Below are 15,836 nucleotides of genomic sequence, written 5' to 3'. Positions count from 1 at the left end.
CCCGCCCCCCCTGCCGCTGTCAGCGCAGGACGGCCAGCAGCTTGCGCGCCGTAGCCTCAGAGGAAGCCGGGTTCTGGCCGGTAATCAAGCGGCCGTCGACCACCGCGAGGCTCTGCCAGTCGTCCGCTCTTTCGAACAGACCGCCAAGCCGCTTCAGTTCATCCTCCAGAAGAAACGGCACAACATTGGCGAGCTGAACGGCTTCTTCCTCCGTATTCGTGAAGCCCGTTACGCGCCTGCCCTTTACGATTGGCTGACCGTCGGCGACAACGTGGCGCAACACGGCGGGCGCATGGCAGACGGCAGCGACCGGCTTCCCGGCGTTGTAGAACGCCTCGATCAATGCGATCGAATTCTTGTCCTCGGCCAGATCCCACAGCGGTCCGTGGCCGCCCGGATAGAACACCGCGTCATGGTCTCCCGCCTTCACGTCAGCGAGCCGGACCGTGCTGGCCAGGACCGCCTGGGCAGCCTTGTCCTCCTTGAATCGCCTTGTCATCTCGGTCTGGCCTTCAGGTGCGTCGCTCTTCGGGTCAAGCGGCGGCTGCCCCCCCTTGGGAGATGCCACCGTGACCTTTGCTCCGGCATCGAGGAATGTGTAGTACGGGGCAGCAAATTCTTCGAGCCAGAATCCGGTCTTCTGGCCCGTATTTCCCAGTTGATCGTGGGAAGTCAATACCATCAGGATCTTCTTCATTCTCTTGCTCCACGGATTGGTTATGCCGGCCGGGCGCCGGGTATTGCCTCCAGCCGGACTCACGACTTGTGTGCCTGGCGATCAGTGCATGGATTCCTGCCTTCGGCCTCACAGCGGACCTCCGGCGGACAAGTTCCTTTGCCATGCCAGCCACGTCCTCCAGCTTAGGCGGATTTGAGCGTGAGATACGGGCTAGGAAGCTGCAGACCCTGCAATGACAACATGGCCACTTTCTGGCGCAAGAGGCCGTGGCCCTGACCTCCGGCTGCAGCGGCAAATGCCGGAAATCAACGAGGGGGGCCGTTGCAGCGCCCCTCGGAACCACGATCAATGCCCCGCGCTCTGGCCGCCGTCGACGTGCAGGATTTCGCCCGTGACAAACGGAGCGGAATCAAGATACAGCACCGCATCCACGATGTCGCGCATTTCGCCCATATGCCCCATCGGGTGCAGGGCACCTAGCGCCTCGTGGGTTTCCGGCGCATGCATCGGCGACTTGATGATGCCAGGCGCGACGGCGTTGGCGCGAATGCCGGTCCTTGCATACTCGATCGCCAGCGACTTCGTCGCAGCGTTAAGACCACCCTTCGTCAGCGATGCGAGCACCGACGGCACACCGTTGATCGCATGGTCGACCAGGCTTGTGGTGATGCTGACCACGTGGCCGCTCCGGTTCTTCTCCATCTCGGCGATGGCGAGCTGCGTGATATGGAAAAATCCGGTCAGGTTGATGCCCGTCGCCGCCGCGTAGTCTTCGGCCGTATAGCTGGTGAACGGCTTCGCGACGAAGATGCCTGCGTTGTTGACGAGCGTGTCGATGCGGCCGAACTTTGCCAGCGCTTCGGAAATGACGCGGCGAGCCGTGGCCGGATCTGCGATGTCGCCTGCCACCGCCAGGATGTTAGGGTCCTCGGACGGCTTGATGCTGCGAGCCGTCGCGACAACGCGGTGGCCGCGCTCCCGGAATGCCTTGACCAGTTCCGCGCCGATGCCTTGCGATGCGCCCGTAATGACAACGACCTTTTGTGCTGCACTCATTTTCAAACCTCAATGTAAGTTGACTCGGCCTTCTTGCCGATCGGGCCGACGGCGCCGATGGGTACCAATCTAGGCCATTCATTCGGGCCTTCGAAGGCACACCAGGAACAAACAGTTTTGCGTGGCAGGTACAAATGAAGCGAGGCACCGCGCTTCGTGCGAAGCGGCCGTCACAGGCTTGCGCGTCAGCGTAGCGCTTGTCGCCCTGCACCAGCGGCGCGTGCCGCCGGCGCAGACTCAAAGGCAAGGCTACCCGGCAACTTCGATGACAGCGTCCGCGAAGGCGGTCGGCGCTTCCTGCGGCAGGTTGTGCCCCACGCCATTGATGATTCGGTGCTTGCGTTTGCCCGAGAACATCCGTGCATAGGATGTGCCATCGGTGGCCGGCGCAACGCCGTCCGAGTCGCCGTCAAGCGTGATGGTTGGCACGGCAATGACCGGGCCTTGCGCCAGCCGCGCTTCCAGCTCGTCGTACCGCGTCTCGCCTTCAGCCAGGCCGAGTCGCCAACGGTAGTTGTGAATGACGATGCTGATGTAGTCCGGATTGTCGAAGGACGCAGCGGTGCGGTCGAACGTCGCCTGGTCGAATGCCCATTTCGGCGAGTTGGCCTTCCAGATCAGATCTGCAAACTCGCGCCGGTTGGCTTCGTAGCCCGCCCGGCCGCGTTCCGTGGCGAAGTAGAACTGATACCACCAGCCGTGCTCCACCTTTGGTGGCAGGGGAAGCTTGTTACGTTCACGGTTGTTGATCAGGTAGCCGTTCACGGAAACCATCGCTACGCAGCGCTCGGGCCACAGTGCCGCGATGATATTGGCCGTCCGTGCACCCCAGTCATAGCCGGCAAGGATCGCCTTGCGGATATTGAGGGCATCCATCAGCGCGATGATATCTAGCGCGACTGCTGACTGCTGGGCATTCCGGAAGGTCTCGCCGGAAAGGAAGCGCGTCGTGCCATGGCCACGCAGATGCGGGACAATCACCCGGAATCCGGCTGACGCCAGCAACGGGGCCACGTCGACGAAGCTGTGAATGTCGTAGGGCCAGCCGTGCAGAAGGATGACCACGCGGCCATCGGCCGGTCCGGCTTCGGCGTAGCCAACATTCAGCACGCCCGCGTCGACCTGCCTGATCGCACCGAACGATGTATGCGTGCCCGGCCGGATCGCGGGCAGATCCGCTGCTTTCCTGCTGCCGGATTGTGCGCGCGCGGAACCGGTCAGGCCAAACTGGCTGGCTGCGATGCCGACGGCCGCCACACCGAACAGTCGCCGCCGCTGTTGATTGACGTTTCCTGACATTTCTCTCTCCCCCCAAGGGATGGGTACAAGCCTTTAAGTTACGGCGTTCACGTATCTGCGGCGTGTCCGGATCCAGGGCAATTGAATGCCAACGTAGCCATCTGTCGCCCAGGTACATTGGGTTACACGCGAACGGGATTCGGTGAGGCCGGGACAGGCGATTCCTTACATCGCGAATCGACTGAAGTTACCGTCGCCGTGCTGCTTCCTTCAGATCGACACGACTGGACAGGCCATGGATGGCGACTCAGGCAGGCATGGGCTCGCGGCTGAAAGCTTCCAGTTCGCGTGCGAGGCTCTGCGCCGCCAGCCTGACAAGTGCCCCGCCCTTTTCAGGTGTCGCCAGTCCCGGATCGGAGCCGATGCGCCCGTCGGGATAGCGCGCACGGAAGTCGAGCGCCTCGCGGATGGGGCCTGACGGGGCAATCTTCGGCGCATAGTCCGCGTACTTCCTGGCGTCCGGGAACGCCCACTGGGTGATCGCGACCTCGGAAGGCGTGGCGTGCGAGCCATGGCCGGTCGGGAACTGTTCGCGCGCCAGCTCGCCGACGCCCTCCAGGTCCCACCAGTTGCAGAGCTTCAGGGCAAACCCCGCGCTGCGCCGGGCGAAGCTGGCTTCGGCATAGACTTCGGAGAACGCCGCTTCGATCGATGCCACGTTGCCGCCGTGGCCATTGAGAAACAGGATCTTTTCGAAGCCGTGCCCCGCCAGGGAGCGGATCCAGTCCCCAAGCGCGGCGATGAAGGTCGACGGGCGCAGTGAAATGGTTCCGGGGAATCCGAGGTGATGCTGGGCCATGCCGATATTGAATGTCGGCGCTACCAGGATATCGGCCGCCTTCTCCGCTTCGCGCGCGATGATTTCCGGGCATAGCCAGTCGGTGCCCAGGAGTCCGGTCGGACCGTGCTGCTCGTTGGAGCCGATGGGGACCACAATGGTGCGGCTGCGCGCGAGGTACTGCTCGACTTCAGCCCAGGTTGAGAGATGTAATAGCATTTGGCGCTCCTTTCTTGACCTGGTCCTGCCGGACCTGATGCAATGGCTTGAGTGCTCAGCGCCCGGGTTCGGGCATGGGACGATGAGCGTGCTGGTTGGAGAGGGATTCCCGTCTCGCGGGAAGCTTGTTGGCGAGGAGGATCATGGCGGCGATCAACGGCAGCGCGGCCATAAGGAGCACGCCGAGATGGAGGTTTCCGGTCGCCGTCTTGGCCCAGCCGATGATGGCGGGACCCCAGAAGCCCCCCGACAATCCGATCGTGTTGATAAGGGCAATGCCGCCGGCTGCCGCGGGCCCCTTGATGTACTCGGCCGGCATGGCCCAGAACACCGTGTAAGCCATCCACAGTCCGGTGGTGGCGAGCGTCAGCAGAACCAGCGAGACGAGCAGATTGCCGTCCGCCAGGATCGACGCGGCGAGCAGCACACCGGCGGCCAGTGCCGGTACCGCGCTGTGATAGCGTCGTTCGCCCACGCGGTCGGACCTGCGGCCCATGAAGTACATGCCGAACGCTGCGGCAACATACGGGATCGCCGAATACCAGCCGAGCTGCACCGTATCGGCCACGCCCTGTGCCCTGATCATGGTCGGCAGCCAGAAGCTGATGGCGTAGATGGTCGCAATGATGCAGAAGTAGGCAAGGGCAAGCACATAGACCCGCGCGTCTTTCGCCACGGCCAGGAAGGAATGGTTGTGCGCGGCGACGGGCCCGAGCTCGGCGTCGAGCAGCCGCCGTTCCTGCTCGCTGAGCCACGCGGCTTGCGCCGGGCGATTCGGCACGAACCACAGCGCGAGGACGCCGAGCACGATGCTGGGCAGGCCCTCGACGAGAAACATCCACTGCCAGCCGGCCAGGCCGGCGTGGCCGGCGAGCGCGGTCATCAGCCACGCCGAGACGGGGCCGCCGACGATGCCGCCGATCGGGCCGGCCAGGAAAACGATCGCGATGGCGCGGGCCATGCGTTGCGGGCCGTACCAGCACGACAGGTAGTAGATCATTCCCGGGGCGAATCCTGCCTCGAAGACGCCGAGCAGGAAGCGCATCGCATAGAACATTGGCACGTTGCGCACGAACAGCATGCAGGCGGACGTGATGCCCCACAGGATGAGGATGCGGCTGAATGTCTTGCGCGCCCCTACGCGGGGCAGCAGCAGGTTGCTCGGCAATTCGAACAGCACATAGCCAAGGAAGAAGATGCCGGCCCCCACACCGTATGCTGCGTCGGAAAAGCCCAGGTCGCCTTGCATCTGCAGCTTGGCAAAGCCGATGTTGACCCGGTCCAGGTAGGCGAACAGGTAACAGGTCAGCAAGAATGGCAGCAAGCGCCAGTTGATTTTGCTGTAGAGCGCCGTGGCGTCGTCGACAGCGTTCGGGGTGGGAATTGCCAGCATGCCAGTCTCCGGGGTTGTTGCGTGTCAGTTCGCATTTCTATGGCCTTGATATTGGCAGCGGCGGCTGTGCCAACAAAGAGCAACTAAGTTCACGCTTCGTTCCCTTTTGGGCAACGCACCGTGCTGGCGTGCCTGCTACGGCGCACCAGCACGCAGGTTTGTCTCGCCGGATGCCGCACAGCGCACGCCGCGCAAGGCGAATCGGGTTCATGTATCGTTACTTCTCGAACAAACGGGTGAGCGGGTGTTTCGACATGAGAGAGATCAATCAGCAGCGGCTGCGGTATTTCCGTGAAGTGCTGGCGCACGGAACCATCCGCGGCGCTGCAGAGAGCCTCAATACCTCCCCCTCCGTTATCACCCGTCAGATCAAGCTGCTCGAAGAGGAGCTTGGGGCAACACTGTTTGAACGCGAGCCGCGTGGCCTCAGGCCCACCGCGGCCGCGGCGCACCTGCTCGAGTTCTGGCGGGGCTATCGTTCCCACCAGGAAAAGCTCGAAGACCAGTTGCACTCGCTGAAGGGCTTGCAGCAAGGTGAGGTCCGGCTGGTCCTGAGCGAGGGCTACGTGGATCTGCTGGTCAACGAAGTCCTCGCCCACTTCTGCGCCCGGTACCCCAGGCTCGATATCAGCATGGACATCCTGCCGGTGGACGGCGTGCTGGAGGAAGTTGCGGAAAGCCGCGCGCATATCGGCCTTGCCTACAATCCGCCGCCGCATCCGCGCGTCGAGTACCGTGCGAGTTCACCGCAGCCCGTGGTACTGCTGGTCCGGCCGGATCACCCGCTGGCGCTGCGCGGCGGTGCGGCCAGCGTCCGCGACCTGCTGTCCTACCCGCTGGCGATGATGCCGGCGTCGTTCGGGATCGGGCATGCGGCAAAGATGGTCGAGTTCGCCGAGAACATCACGATCCGCGCGACGCTTGTCAGCAACTCACTGACGGCGCTGAAGCAATTCGTCGCGTACGAGAATTTCATGACGCTGATCGGTGAATTCGCCGCGTATCGCGAGATTGCGGCCGGCAGCCTCGCGGTCGTGCCGATCGACCATCCGTTGTTCATGGGCACCCAGGCAAGGTTGCTTGTGAAAGCCGGCAGGCCACTGCCGGCGGCAGCGCTCGAACTGCTGGAGCACATAACGCGGCACATGTCGATGTTTTCCCACTGCGCCACCAGCCAGGGCGATCAATGACGGCACCCGTTGACCCAGCATGGTCCGCGATTTGTGACGCGGGCGGCCCGCCGCCAGATTTCGTCCCGGTCATGTCAGACAAAGCCGCACGCCGGTTCGGAACAAGGCTGACATCACAACGCTGCCTGCGCTCCTAGACTGGCCTTGTCATCGCACGGCCAGCCCGGCTTTGTGCGATATCCGCCGCACCTGTGAATTCCCTCCGGGTGCGATCCGACAATCACTCTGCGAGGTTCTCTATGCAACCGAAACAGTCCGTTCGCCTTACCCCCGTTCTTGGTGCCCTGGCAGCAGGACTGGCAGGCCTTGCCTGCGCCAGCGCCTTTGCCCAGACGCCGGCAGCGCCGGCCGCACCGGCCGGCGCCCAGGGCGTGCCTCCCGGCATGACCCAGATCCAGCCACCCAAGGACCCGCTGGTGGAACGCCGCGAAGCGCGCAAGCAAGCCTCGGACGAGTACAAGGCCAAGAAGAATGCCGCCAAGGGCGAGTACAAGCAGGACGTCGGCGCCGCCAAGCAGGAACGCAAGGCTGAAGACAAGGCAGCCGATGCGGCAGCCAAGCAGGAAATGGCTGCGCCTAAGCAATAGCGCCCGTCTCGATGTCACCGGTGGCCGGCATACGCCGGCCACCACCGTTGCACCCTCCTCCGCTATCCCTCCTTCCCCTTTGCGGCTCCCGGGCTCCTCCCGCTTGCAAGAGCCGGGATCGCGCCTAGACTCGAAAAGAGCGAGTCGCGCGTCTTGCTGCACGACTTGCATTTCCCGCCATGCCCGCTTTCCGCCCGCACCATTGGTTGAGAGGCCTCCTCCTGTCCGGCCTGATGGCTGCGCTCAGCCTGTGTGGCTCCGATGCCGTAGCGCAGCAGAAGGCGGCTCCTGCTTCCGCCCCCGCAGCAACGCCTGCTGCGAACGCGCCTGCCAGCAAGGCAAGCTCCGCCACGCCGCGCGGCATGAACCTTGCCAACAAGCCCCGGACGGGCGACTTCGACGCGATGGTCAACAGCCGCGTCATCCGCGTGCTGGTGCCATACAGCCGCACCCTCTACTTCAGCGACAAAGGCCACGAGCGCGGACTGACTGCACAGCTGGTGCGGGACTTCGAGCGATACCTGAACAAGACCTACGCCGAGCGCCTGGGCAAGCGCCCGCTCACCGTCATCATCATTCCCACCACCCGCGACCGCCTGCTGCCCGACCTGGCGGCGGGCCTGGGCGACATCGCTGCCGGCAACCTGACCGAGACCGAAGCGCGCCTGAAGCAGGTCGACTTCGCCGCGCCGCGTGACCGCAAGCCGGTGCGCGAACTGATCGTGACCGGACCGAAGGCACCGGCGCTGAAAAGCCTTGACGACCTGGCCGGCAAGACCGTGCATGTCCGCCGCGCCAGCAGCTACTACGAAAGCCTGACGGCCCTGAACGACAGCCTGCGCCGCGCCGGCAAGGCGCCGATGAAGCTGGTACTGCTGCCCGACGCCCTCGAAGACGAAGACGTGCTCGAGATGGTCAACGCAGGCTTGCTGCAGATCGTCGTGGTCGATGACTGGAAGGCGGAGATGTGGGCGCAGATCCTGCCTGACATCAAGGTGCGCAAGGACCTGGCGGTGAGGGAAGGCGGCTATGTCGGCTGGGCTTTCCGCAAGAACAGCCCGCAGTTGCGGCAGGCGATCGACGATTTCTATGTCAACCACGTCAAGAAGCACGGCGTGGCGGACTACCTGCTCAAGCAGTCCATGCGCCGGATCAAGCAGATCAAGAACAATACTGACGACGCCGAGTACAAGCGCTTCCAGCAGACCCTTGGCTTCTTCGAGAAGTACGGCAAGGACTATCGCTTCGACCCGCTGATGCTGGCCGCGCAGGGCTTCCAGGAATCGCAGCTCAATCAGAAAGCACGCAGCCGCGTGGGCGCCGTCGGCATCATGCAGATCATGCCGGCCACCGGCAAGCAGCTCAATGTGGGCAATATCCAGATAGCGGAGTCCAACATCCATGCCGGCGCCAAGTACCTGGACCAGCTGATGACGAAGTACTTCCCCGACGCGCATTTCTCGGAATCCGCCCGGCCGCTGTTCGCCTTCGCCAGCTACAACGCCGGGCCGGGCAATATCGCCAAGATGCGCAAGGAGGCGGCGGCGCGCGGACTGGATCCCGACAAGTGGTTCAACAATGTCGAGATCGTCGTGGCGGAAAAGATCGGAATCGAAACCACCACCTACGTGCGGAATATATTCAAGTACTACGCGGCGTACCGGCTCATGCAGGAAATGCAGGCGGCGCGTGAGCGGGCAATCAAGCAGGTCCAGCAATAGCTGCCCGGTCGGCCCCAGGGTCTGTTCATCCGTCGGCCAGCCCGCTGCTGTCGATATAGTCGAGCGCCTCGCGTACCGCGCGCCGGGCCTTGATGACGTAGCAGACCTGGCGCTCGCGGATGGCCAGCGTCACCACTTCGGCCTGCGCCAGTTCCTGGAACAGGTGGGCAGCACGCGGCAGGCTCAGTCCGGCCAGTTGCGCCAGGATGGCGGCGGGCAGCCCCTCCTCGCCGGCTTCCAGCAGCGCGCGGCAGATCGTGGCCCGTGCGGGCTCGGTCATCAGGGCAAGCGTCAGCGCGCTCTCTTGGGTCTCCATGGCCACACCTCGATCCTCTGGCGTTGTGCTCTGCCGCCCGTGGCGGGCGGCTGCCGGGCCTCTGCAGGCGCCGTTTTCCAACGTTCTACGCGGCTCGCAGGGCAAAGGCAATAGGGCCACCTACGGGCTGCGCGATTACAACACGCAGCCGTCCGGCCCGCACACGGGCGAATCCGCGGCCCCGGCTGCGTCGCTCACGGGCAAGCGCTGCGACAGCATGGCCTGCCACGCGGCGGGCTGCCCCAGGTACTGGCCGAAGTCGAGCATGGTGAAGCGTCCGCCATCTTCCAGCGCAAACGTGGGGAACCCGCGGCCGCCAAGGCTGCCGAGCAGGCGGCGGCTGTCTTCGATATGGCGCGCGGTCACGGCACCAGCGCAAGCCTCATAGGCGGCGCTGAAGGCGTCCGGCGCAATGCCGAGTTCGGCGGCCAGCGCTTCGAGCACCGGCCGCTGGGCAATGCGGCGACCCTCGACGTAGTGCGCGCGCTGGATGCGCTTTAGCATCGCCAGCGCCAGGCCTTCCTGCGTGCCCGGCGCAGCCTGGACCGCACCGGCGGCGAGAATCGCCGTGATCGGCGGTTCCGAATCGAATACGGCGGTGGTGTCGCGCAGCAGGCCATCGAAATAGGCGTCGCCGAATGGCTGCCCGGTCAGGGCATGGATGCGCCGGTCGTGCGGCATCACGTAGTTGCGCAGGGCCGGCGTCACCGGCTGGCGCTGGGCGCCCACCATCATGCCGCCGGCGTGCAGCGCGATGGAAAGCCCGGACACGGCCTGTGCCGCCTCGACCAGCGGGGCAGCGGCGTAGCACCAGCCGCAAAGGGGGTCGTAGATATAGTGGAGCGTGGCGTTCTCAGTCATGCCTCCATGATAGCGCCGGCGCAGTATCGGTATCGTCACTCGCGCGGCGCCGGCGGAAATAATCCGTAATACGCCGCCGTACCGCCTGCTGCAGTGGCGAACTATGCTTATGTGAGTGAAAAGCATGCCGCCAGTCCCCTTCCAGCATCGCAAGCGCATCCTGATTGCCGCCGCCGGCATAGCGTTCCTGGCGGCGTGCTGGCTCGCCGCAATCGCGCTGGCACGCATGCGGGCTCCGCGCGCGGCCGCGCCCGCCCCGCCGGCAATCGCCGTTACGACGGCGCCGGTGCGCGAAGAAACCGTACCGCTCAGCTTGGCCGGCGTGGGCACGGTCCAGGCCATGGCGACCGTCACGGTCAAGCCGCGCGTGGACGGCGAGCTGGAGCGCGTGGGCTTTGTCGAGGGCCAGGACGTGAAGGCCGGACAGGTGCTGGCGCAGATCGACCCGCGCACCTTCCAGGCACAGCTCCAGCAGGCGCAGGCGCAGAAGGCGCGCGACGAGGCGCAGCTGGCCAACGCGCGGCTGGACCTGCAGCGCTATGAAGAACTGATCCGGGTGGACTCCACCACCAGGCAGACCGTCGATACCCAGCGTGCGCTGGTGGCCCAGCTTGCCGCGGCCGTGAAAACGGATGAAGCGCAGGTCAGCCTGGCCCGCGTGCAGCTCGACTACACCACCATTACCGCGCCGATTTCTGGCCGGGTGGGCGCGCGGCTGGTCGATCCCGGCAATATCGTCCACGCAGCGGATACGACCGGACTCGTGGTGATCCGCCAGATCGACCCGATCGACGTGGTGTTCACGCTGCCCGACGACACGCTGCGCCGCATCAACCGCGCCGTGCTGGAAAGCAAGACGCCGCTTCCGGTCTATGCCTACGAGCGCAGCAGCGACGAGCAGCTCGGCCAGGGCGGCCTGATCCTGGTGAACAACACCATCGACACCACCAGCGGCACCATCCAGCTCAAGGCGCGCTTCCCCAATCCGTCGCATGCGCTGTGGCCGGGCCAGTACGTCAATGCGCGGCTGGTGCTGGGAGAGCTCGAGCGCTCGGTGACGATCCCCGCGGCGGCGGTGCAGCGCCGCGAGGCGGGGCCGTATGTCTACGCGGTCCAGCCGGACCAGACCGTGCGCATACAGCCGATCGAGGTGGCCGAGCTGCAGGGCGGGCTGGCCGTCGTGTCCAGGGGGCTCAAGGCCGGCGAGCGCGTGGTGGCGGACGGCCAGTACAAGCTCAAGCCGGGCGCGCGCATCACGGAAGCGCGGGCGAACGCCGGTAGCGCTCCCCAGGGCGCGGCAGCACGTCCATGAGTGTTTCGGCCAACTTCATCCGCCGGCCCATCGGCACTTCGCTGCTTGCGCTGGCGCTGCTGCTGGTGGGCGTTGCGGCGTGGCCGCTACTGCCGATCGCGCCGCTGCCGCAGGTGGACTTCCCCACCATCCAGGTATCCGCCACGCTGCCCGGGGCCAGCCCCGAGACCATCGCATCCAACGTGGCGCAGCCGCTCGAGCGGCAGTTCTCGCTGATTGCCGGGCTCACGCAGATGACCTCGACCAGCGCGCAGGGCAATACGCAGATCACCCTGCAGTTCGACCTCAACCGCAGCATCGACGCCGCCGCGGTCGACGTCCAGGCGGCCATCAACGCCGCCGGCGGACAGCTGCCCAGCAACCTGCCGAGCCCGCCCACCTTCCGCAAGATCAATCCGGCCGATTCGCCCATCCTGGTGCTTGCCGTGCAGTCGGAAGCGCTGCCGCTGACCGTGATCAATGACTTTGCCGACAATATCCTTGCGCAGCAGATCTCGCAGATCCCCGGCGTGGGGCTGGTCAATATCGGCGGGCAGCAGAAGCCGGCCGTGCGCATCCAGGTCGACCCCGAGAAGCTGGCTGCGCTGGGCCTGAGCCTGGAGGACATTCGCGGCGTGATTGCGGCGACCACCGTGAACCAGCCCACCGGCAGCACCGAGGGCGCGAGCAAGGCCTTCAGCGTGTACACCAATGACCAGCTCACGCGCGCCGCCCCGTGGAACGACATGCTGCTGGCCTACCGCAACGGCGCGCCGGTGCGCGTGCGCGACGTGGGGGTGGCGGTGGACGGCCCCGAGAACGCGAAGCTCGGCGCCTGGGGCTTCGGTGGCGCTGCGGCGCCGGCAGACAGCGCCTTCCAGAACGGGCGTGCCATCATCCTGGCCGTCACCAAGCAGCCCGGCGCCAACGTGATCGCCACGGTGGACCGCATCCGCGCCGCCCTGCCGCGGCTGCAGGCGTCGATCCCGCCGTCGGTCGTGGTCAATACGCTGGCCGACCGCACCCAGACCATCCGCGCCTCGGAAGCCGACGTGGAATTCACTTTGTTGCTGACCGTGGCGCTGGTGGTGATGATCATCTTCGTGTTCCTGCGCAATGTGCCCGCCACGCTGATCCCGAGCGTGACCGTGCCGCTGGCGCTGCTCGGCACAGCGGGCGGCATGTACCTGCTGGGCTACAGCCGCGACAACCTGTCGCTGATGGCGCTGACCATCGCGGTGGGCTTTGTGGTCGATGACGCCATTGTGATGCTGGAGAATATCTACCGGCACGTCGAGGCCGGCATGTCGCCGATGGACGCGGCGCTGCAGGGCGCGGCGGAGATCAGCTTCACCATCGTCTCGATCTCGGTATCGCTGGTGGCCGTGTTTATCCCGCTGCTGCTGATGGGCGGCATTGTCGGACGCCTGTTTCGCGAGTTCGCGATGACGGTGACGCTGACCATCGCGTTATCGGTGGTGGTGTCGCTGACCCTGACGCCAATGCTGTGCTCGCGCTTCCTGCGCCCGCATGAAGCCGCGGCCGGCAAGCCGCACGGGCGCCTTTACCAGTGGTTCGAGCATGCCTTCGACCTGATGCTGTCCGCCTACCAGCGCGGCCTGGACCGCGTGCTGCGCCACCAGTTCGCCACGCTGTGCGTGTTCCTGGTGACGGTGGCCATCACGGTCGGGCTCTTTGTCTACATCCCCAAGGGCTTCTTCCCGCAGCAGGACACCGGGTTCATGTTCGGCGTTGCCGAGTCGGCGCAGGATGCGTCGTTCCGCTCGATGAACGCACGCATGGTCGAGCTTGCCGATATCGTGCGCGCCGACCCCGACGTGGCCGCGGTCGGCATGAGCGCCGGCCAGAACACCATCAACACCGGCAACTTCTTCATCAGCCTGCGCCCCAGGGACGAAGGACGCACCGTCACGGCCGACCAGGTGATCGCCCGGCTGCGCCCGCAGCTGGCCAGGGTGGAAGGCGCCAACCTGTTCCTGCAGGCCGGGCAGGATATCAATGTGGGCGGCCGCCTGTCGCGCACGCAGTACCAGTACACGCTGACCGACGCCAACCTGGACGAGCTCAACCTGTGGGCACCCCGCATCCTGGAGCGCTTCCGCGCCCTGCCGCAACTGACCGACGTCGCATCCGACCAGCAGAATGCCGCGGCCGCCGCCGTGCTGACCATCGACCGCGCGCGCGCCTCGAGCTTCGGCATCACGCCGGCAATGATCGACGCCACGCTCTACGATGCCATCGGCCAGCGCCAGGTGGCGCAGTACTTCACGCAGATCAACAGCTACCACGTCATCCTGGAAGCCATGCCGCGCCTGCAGGAAGACCCGCGGCTGTTTCACCGGCTCTACCTGACCTCGCCAATCACCGGCGAGCAGGTTCCGTTGTCGTCGTTCGTCTCGGTCGACACCAACCGCACCGCTTATCTCTCGATCAGCCACCAGGGGCAGTTTCCGGCGGTGACGATCTCCTTCAACCTTGCGCCGGGCACCGCGCTTGGCGATGCGGTCAAGGCCATCAACGGCGCACTGGCCGGCATGGGCCGCCCGCAGGCGCTGACCGGCAACTTCCAGGGTACGGCACAGGCCTTCGGTGCTTCGCTGGCGTCACAGCCATACCTGATCGCCGCCGCGCTGATCGCCGTGTATATCGTGCTCGGCCTGCTGTACGAGAGCTATATCCATCCGCTCACCATCCTGTCGACGCTGCCGTCGGCGGGCGTGGGCGCCCTGCTGGTGCTGCTGATCGGCGGCTACGATTTCACCGTGATCGCGCTGATCGGCATCATCCTGCTGATCGGCATCGTCAAGAAGAACGGCATCATGATGGTGGACTTCGCGCTGACCGCCGAGCGCGAACAGGGCCTGTCGCCGCGCGACGCCATCTACCAGGCCTGCCTGTTGCGCTTCCGCCCGATCATGATGACCACCATGTGCGCGCTGCTGGCCGGGCTGCCGCTGATGCTGGGCCACGGGGCCGGTTCGGAGCTGCGGCGCCCGCTCGGCTACGCAATGGTGGGCGGCCTGGTGCTGTCCCAGGCGCTCACGCTGTTCAGCACGCCGGTGGTCTATCTCTACCTCGATCGTGCGCACTACTGGTACACGCGCCGCAAGGCGGCGCGGCAGGCGCGCAAGGGCGGCAGCCCCGCGTGAAAGATCTCCTAGGTAACCTCGATAACGCCGTTCATCGTCTCGTGCCCCGATCCGCAGAAGATGTCGCAGAGGAACTCGTATTTGCCGGCGGCACGCGCCGTGGCCGGCAGGCGCACGGTCATGCCCGGCGGCACGTCGGCCCGCACGCCGAAGTCCGGCACGCTGAAGCCCATGATCACGTCCTGCGCCGTCAGCTCGAACACGACAGACTCGCCGGCCCGCAGCGGGATGTGATCCGGGGTGAAGATGAATTTGCGCGCATGCACGCGGATGACGCGCGGCGCGGCCGCATCGCCCCGGCCGGAGCCGGCCAGCAATGCCGCCCCGAGACCGAGCATCCAGCCCAGCGCCGCGCGCCGTCCGACAATCGATGAAATCATGGTGGGCTCCGGTTCAGGTTGCGATCGGTTGCTCGGCCAGCGCGAACGAGCCCGGCGCCGCTTTCGCTTCGATCTCGCGCCAGCCCAGCCCGCGATACGGCTGCGCCGCGTCCCAGGGGACCGGCAGGCGCTGCGGCTGCGAACCCGGGGGTGGCAGCGGGAACATCAGCGAGCGTGCGGCGTGATGCGCAATGTGGCCGGTCATGTGGTGATGCTCCTGATGGATATGGCCGTAGAACACGGTCACGTTCGGATATGGCATCAGCGTGTCGATCACCTGCGCGCCATCGCGCGTGGCCCAGTCCCATTGCGGATACAGGTCGAACAGCGGTCGGTGCGTGAAGACCACGATGCGCGCGCCCTTTGGCTGGTGCGCCAGGTCGGCGGCCAGCCACGCGCGCTGCGCATCCCCGACCCGCCCGGCCGGATCGGACACGTTGTCCAGCACGATGAAATGCACGCCCTTGTGATCGAAGGTGTAGTGCGTGGGCCCGAACAGCTCCTGGTAGGCGGCGCCCGCATCGAGGCTGGCGTCGTGCTCGCCCGGCATCAGATGGACCGGCTTGACCTTCAGGCCGGCAATGATCGACTGGAATTCGCGCATGCGGCGGCGTCGTTCCTGCGGGTCGTCGGTGGTGTGCGTGAGATCGCCGGTGAACATGATGAAATCCGGCGGCTGCGGCAGCGCATTGACGGCGGCAACCGCCTTGGGCAATGTGCCCCGCGCGTCGGGATTGGGCGGCCCCTGGAAGCCCCAGTGCGCGTCCGACAGCTGGACAAAGTAGAAATCCTCATCTCGCCCGTAGGCCCAGCCGGGCAGTCCCGAGGCGAATACCGCACCGCCGGCAGCGCCGGCCAGCCTCAGGAAATCGCGTCGCTTCAGTGTGTTCATGATG

Annotated in this window: 13 protein-coding genes and 1 pseudogene; 5 read left to right on the top strand and 9 right to left on the bottom strand. The window is 65.6% G+C overall.

Translation table 11 applies throughout. The annotated features are described in order from the left end of the window. Positions 1 to 19 precede the first annotated feature (19 nt). The 5 genes from RM96_RS25900 to RM96_RS25880 form a co-directional block, all read right to left on the bottom strand. A complete protein-coding gene (locus tag RM96_RS25900; RefSeq protein WP_039014570.1) occupies positions 20 to 697 on the bottom strand; it encodes a type 1 glutamine amidotransferase domain-containing protein in 678 nt (225 codons plus the stop codon). 327 nt (positions 698 to 1,024) lie between these two features. After that, entirely contained in the window at positions 1,025 to 1,735 is a 711-nt protein-coding gene (locus RM96_RS25895) for an SDR family NAD(P)-dependent oxidoreductase (RefSeq protein WP_039014569.1), read from the bottom strand. Positions 1,736 to 1,984: 249 nt separating this feature from the next. Next, complete coding sequence (locus tag RM96_RS25890) at positions 1,985 to 3,034, bottom strand: alpha/beta fold hydrolase (RefSeq protein ID WP_039014568.1); 1,050 nt, start codon at positions 3,032 to 3,034, stop codon at positions 1,985 to 1,987. A 247-nt stretch (positions 3,035 to 3,281) separates the two neighbouring features. After that, on the bottom strand, positions 3,282 to 4,031 hold the full coding sequence (locus RM96_RS25885) for a creatininase family protein (protein ID WP_039014567.1): 750 nt from the start codon (positions 4,029 to 4,031) through the stop codon (positions 3,282 to 3,284). Positions 4,032 to 4,086: 55 nt separating this feature from the next. Further along, positions 4,087 to 5,424 (bottom strand): MFS transporter, encoded by a 1,338-nt coding sequence (locus tag RM96_RS25880; protein WP_052279741.1) that lies wholly within the window; start codon positions 5,422 to 5,424, stop codon positions 4,087 to 4,089. 254 nt (positions 5,425 to 5,678) lie between these two features. On the opposite strand from RM96_RS25880, the gene RM96_RS25875 reads away from it, so the two are divergent. The 3 genes from RM96_RS25875 (at position 5,679) to RM96_RS25865 (ending at position 8,922) form a co-directional block, all read left to right on the top strand. Beyond that, entirely contained in the window at positions 5,679 to 6,614 is a 936-nt protein-coding gene (locus RM96_RS25875; RefSeq protein WP_039014598.1) for a LysR family transcriptional regulator, read from the top strand. 239 nt (positions 6,615 to 6,853) lie between these two features. Next, positions 6,854 to 7,201 (top strand): hypothetical protein, encoded by a 348-nt coding sequence (locus RM96_RS25870; RefSeq protein ID WP_052279740.1) that lies wholly within the window; start codon positions 6,854 to 6,856, stop codon positions 7,199 to 7,201. Positions 7,202 to 7,380: 179 nt separating this feature from the next. Continuing rightward, positions 7,381 to 8,922: a transglycosylase SLT domain-containing protein gene (locus RM96_RS25865; protein WP_039014566.1), complete on the top strand. Its 1,542-nt coding sequence runs from the start codon at positions 7,381 to 7,383 to the stop codon at positions 8,920 to 8,922. Positions 8,923 to 8,947: 25 nt separating this feature from the next. Here RM96_RS25865 and RM96_RS25860 read toward each other — a convergent pair whose 3' ends face one another. Further along, a complete protein-coding gene (locus RM96_RS25860) occupies positions 8,948 to 9,238 on the bottom strand; it encodes a hypothetical protein (protein ID WP_039014565.1) in 291 nt (96 codons plus the stop codon). Between the two features lie 135 nt (positions 9,239 to 9,373). Then, positions 9,374 to 10,099 (bottom strand): DsbA family protein, encoded by a 726-nt coding sequence (locus RM96_RS25855; RefSeq protein WP_039014564.1) that lies wholly within the window; start codon positions 10,097 to 10,099, stop codon positions 9,374 to 9,376. Between the two features lie 124 nt (positions 10,100 to 10,223). Between RM96_RS25855 and RM96_RS25850 the strand changes: the two genes are divergently transcribed. Both RM96_RS25850 and RM96_RS25845 read left to right on the top strand, forming a co-directional pair. Then, positions 10,224 to 11,411: an efflux RND transporter periplasmic adaptor subunit gene (locus RM96_RS25850; RefSeq protein ID WP_039014563.1), complete on the top strand. Its 1,188-nt coding sequence runs from the start codon at positions 10,224 to 10,226 to the stop codon at positions 11,409 to 11,411. After that, positions 11,408 to 14,560, top strand: a complete 3,153-nt coding sequence (locus tag RM96_RS25845) for an efflux RND transporter permease subunit (protein WP_039014562.1) — start codon at positions 11,408 to 11,410, stop codon at positions 14,558 to 14,560. Before RM96_RS25850 ends, RM96_RS25845 begins: the two co-directional genes overlap by 4 nt. Positions 14,561 to 14,568: 8 nt before the next feature. On the opposite strand, the gene RM96_RS25840 is transcribed toward RM96_RS25845, so the two are convergent. After that, positions 14,569 to 14,940, bottom strand: coding sequence for a cupredoxin domain-containing protein (locus RM96_RS25840; protein WP_039014561.1), 372 nt, complete (start codon positions 14,938 to 14,940; stop codon positions 14,569 to 14,571). Between the two features lie 3 nt (positions 14,941 to 14,943). After that, a pseudogene (locus tag RM96_RS25835) lies at positions 14,944 to 15,832 on the bottom strand (metallophosphoesterase family protein); the annotation flags it as partial. Positions 15,833 to 15,836: the final 4 nt, after the last annotated feature.

Origin of the sequence: Cupriavidus sp. IDO (assembly GCF_000812465.1) — a bacterium.
Classification (GTDB): Bacteria; Pseudomonadota; Gammaproteobacteria; order Burkholderiales; family Burkholderiaceae; genus Cupriavidus.
Note: the sequence above shows the minus strand (reverse complement) of the source record. Positions and strands in the feature narration are given on the sequence as shown.

Excerpts from the sequence above, each read along its gene's own strand:
- RM96_RS25890 (WP_039014568.1), bottom strand. The coding sequence starts at position 3,034 with ATGTCAGGAAACGTCAATCAACAGCGGCGGCGACTGTTCGGTGTGGCG.
- RM96_RS25870 (WP_052279740.1), top strand. The coding sequence starts at position 6,854 with ATGCAACCGAAACAGTCCGTTCGCCTTACCCCCGTTCTTGGTGCCCTG.
- RM96_RS25860 (WP_039014565.1), bottom strand. The coding sequence starts at position 9,238 with ATGGAGACCCAAGAGAGCGCGCTGACGCTTGCCCTGATGACCGAGCCC.
- RM96_RS25900 (WP_039014570.1), bottom strand. The coding sequence starts at position 697 with ATGAAGAAGATCCTGATGGTATTGACTTCCCACGATCAACTGGGAAAT.
- RM96_RS25865 (WP_039014566.1), top strand. The coding sequence starts at position 7,381 with ATGCCCGCTTTCCGCCCGCACCATTGGTTGAGAGGCCTCCTCCTGTCC.
- RM96_RS25845 (WP_039014562.1), top strand. The coding sequence starts at position 11,408 with ATGAGTGTTTCGGCCAACTTCATCCGCCGGCCCATCGGCACTTCGCTG.
- RM96_RS25840 (WP_039014561.1), bottom strand. The coding sequence starts at position 14,940 with ATGATTTCATCGATTGTCGGACGGCGCGCGGCGCTGGGCTGGATGCTC.
- RM96_RS25875 (WP_039014598.1), top strand. The coding sequence starts at position 5,679 with ATGAGAGAGATCAATCAGCAGCGGCTGCGGTATTTCCGTGAAGTGCTG.
- RM96_RS25855 (WP_039014564.1), bottom strand. The coding sequence starts at position 10,099 with ATGACTGAGAACGCCACGCTCCACTATATCTACGACCCCCTTTGCGGC.
- RM96_RS25850 (WP_039014563.1), top strand. The coding sequence starts at position 10,224 with ATGCCGCCAGTCCCCTTCCAGCATCGCAAGCGCATCCTGATTGCCGCC.
- RM96_RS25885 (WP_039014567.1), bottom strand. The coding sequence starts at position 4,031 with ATGCTATTACATCTCTCAACCTGGGCTGAAGTCGAGCAGTACCTCGCG.
- RM96_RS25880 (WP_052279741.1), bottom strand. The coding sequence starts at position 5,424 with ATGCTGGCAATTCCCACCCCGAACGCTGTCGACGACGCCACGGCGCTC.
- RM96_RS25895 (WP_039014569.1), bottom strand. The coding sequence starts at position 1,735 with ATGAGTGCAGCACAAAAGGTCGTTGTCATTACGGGCGCATCGCAAGGC.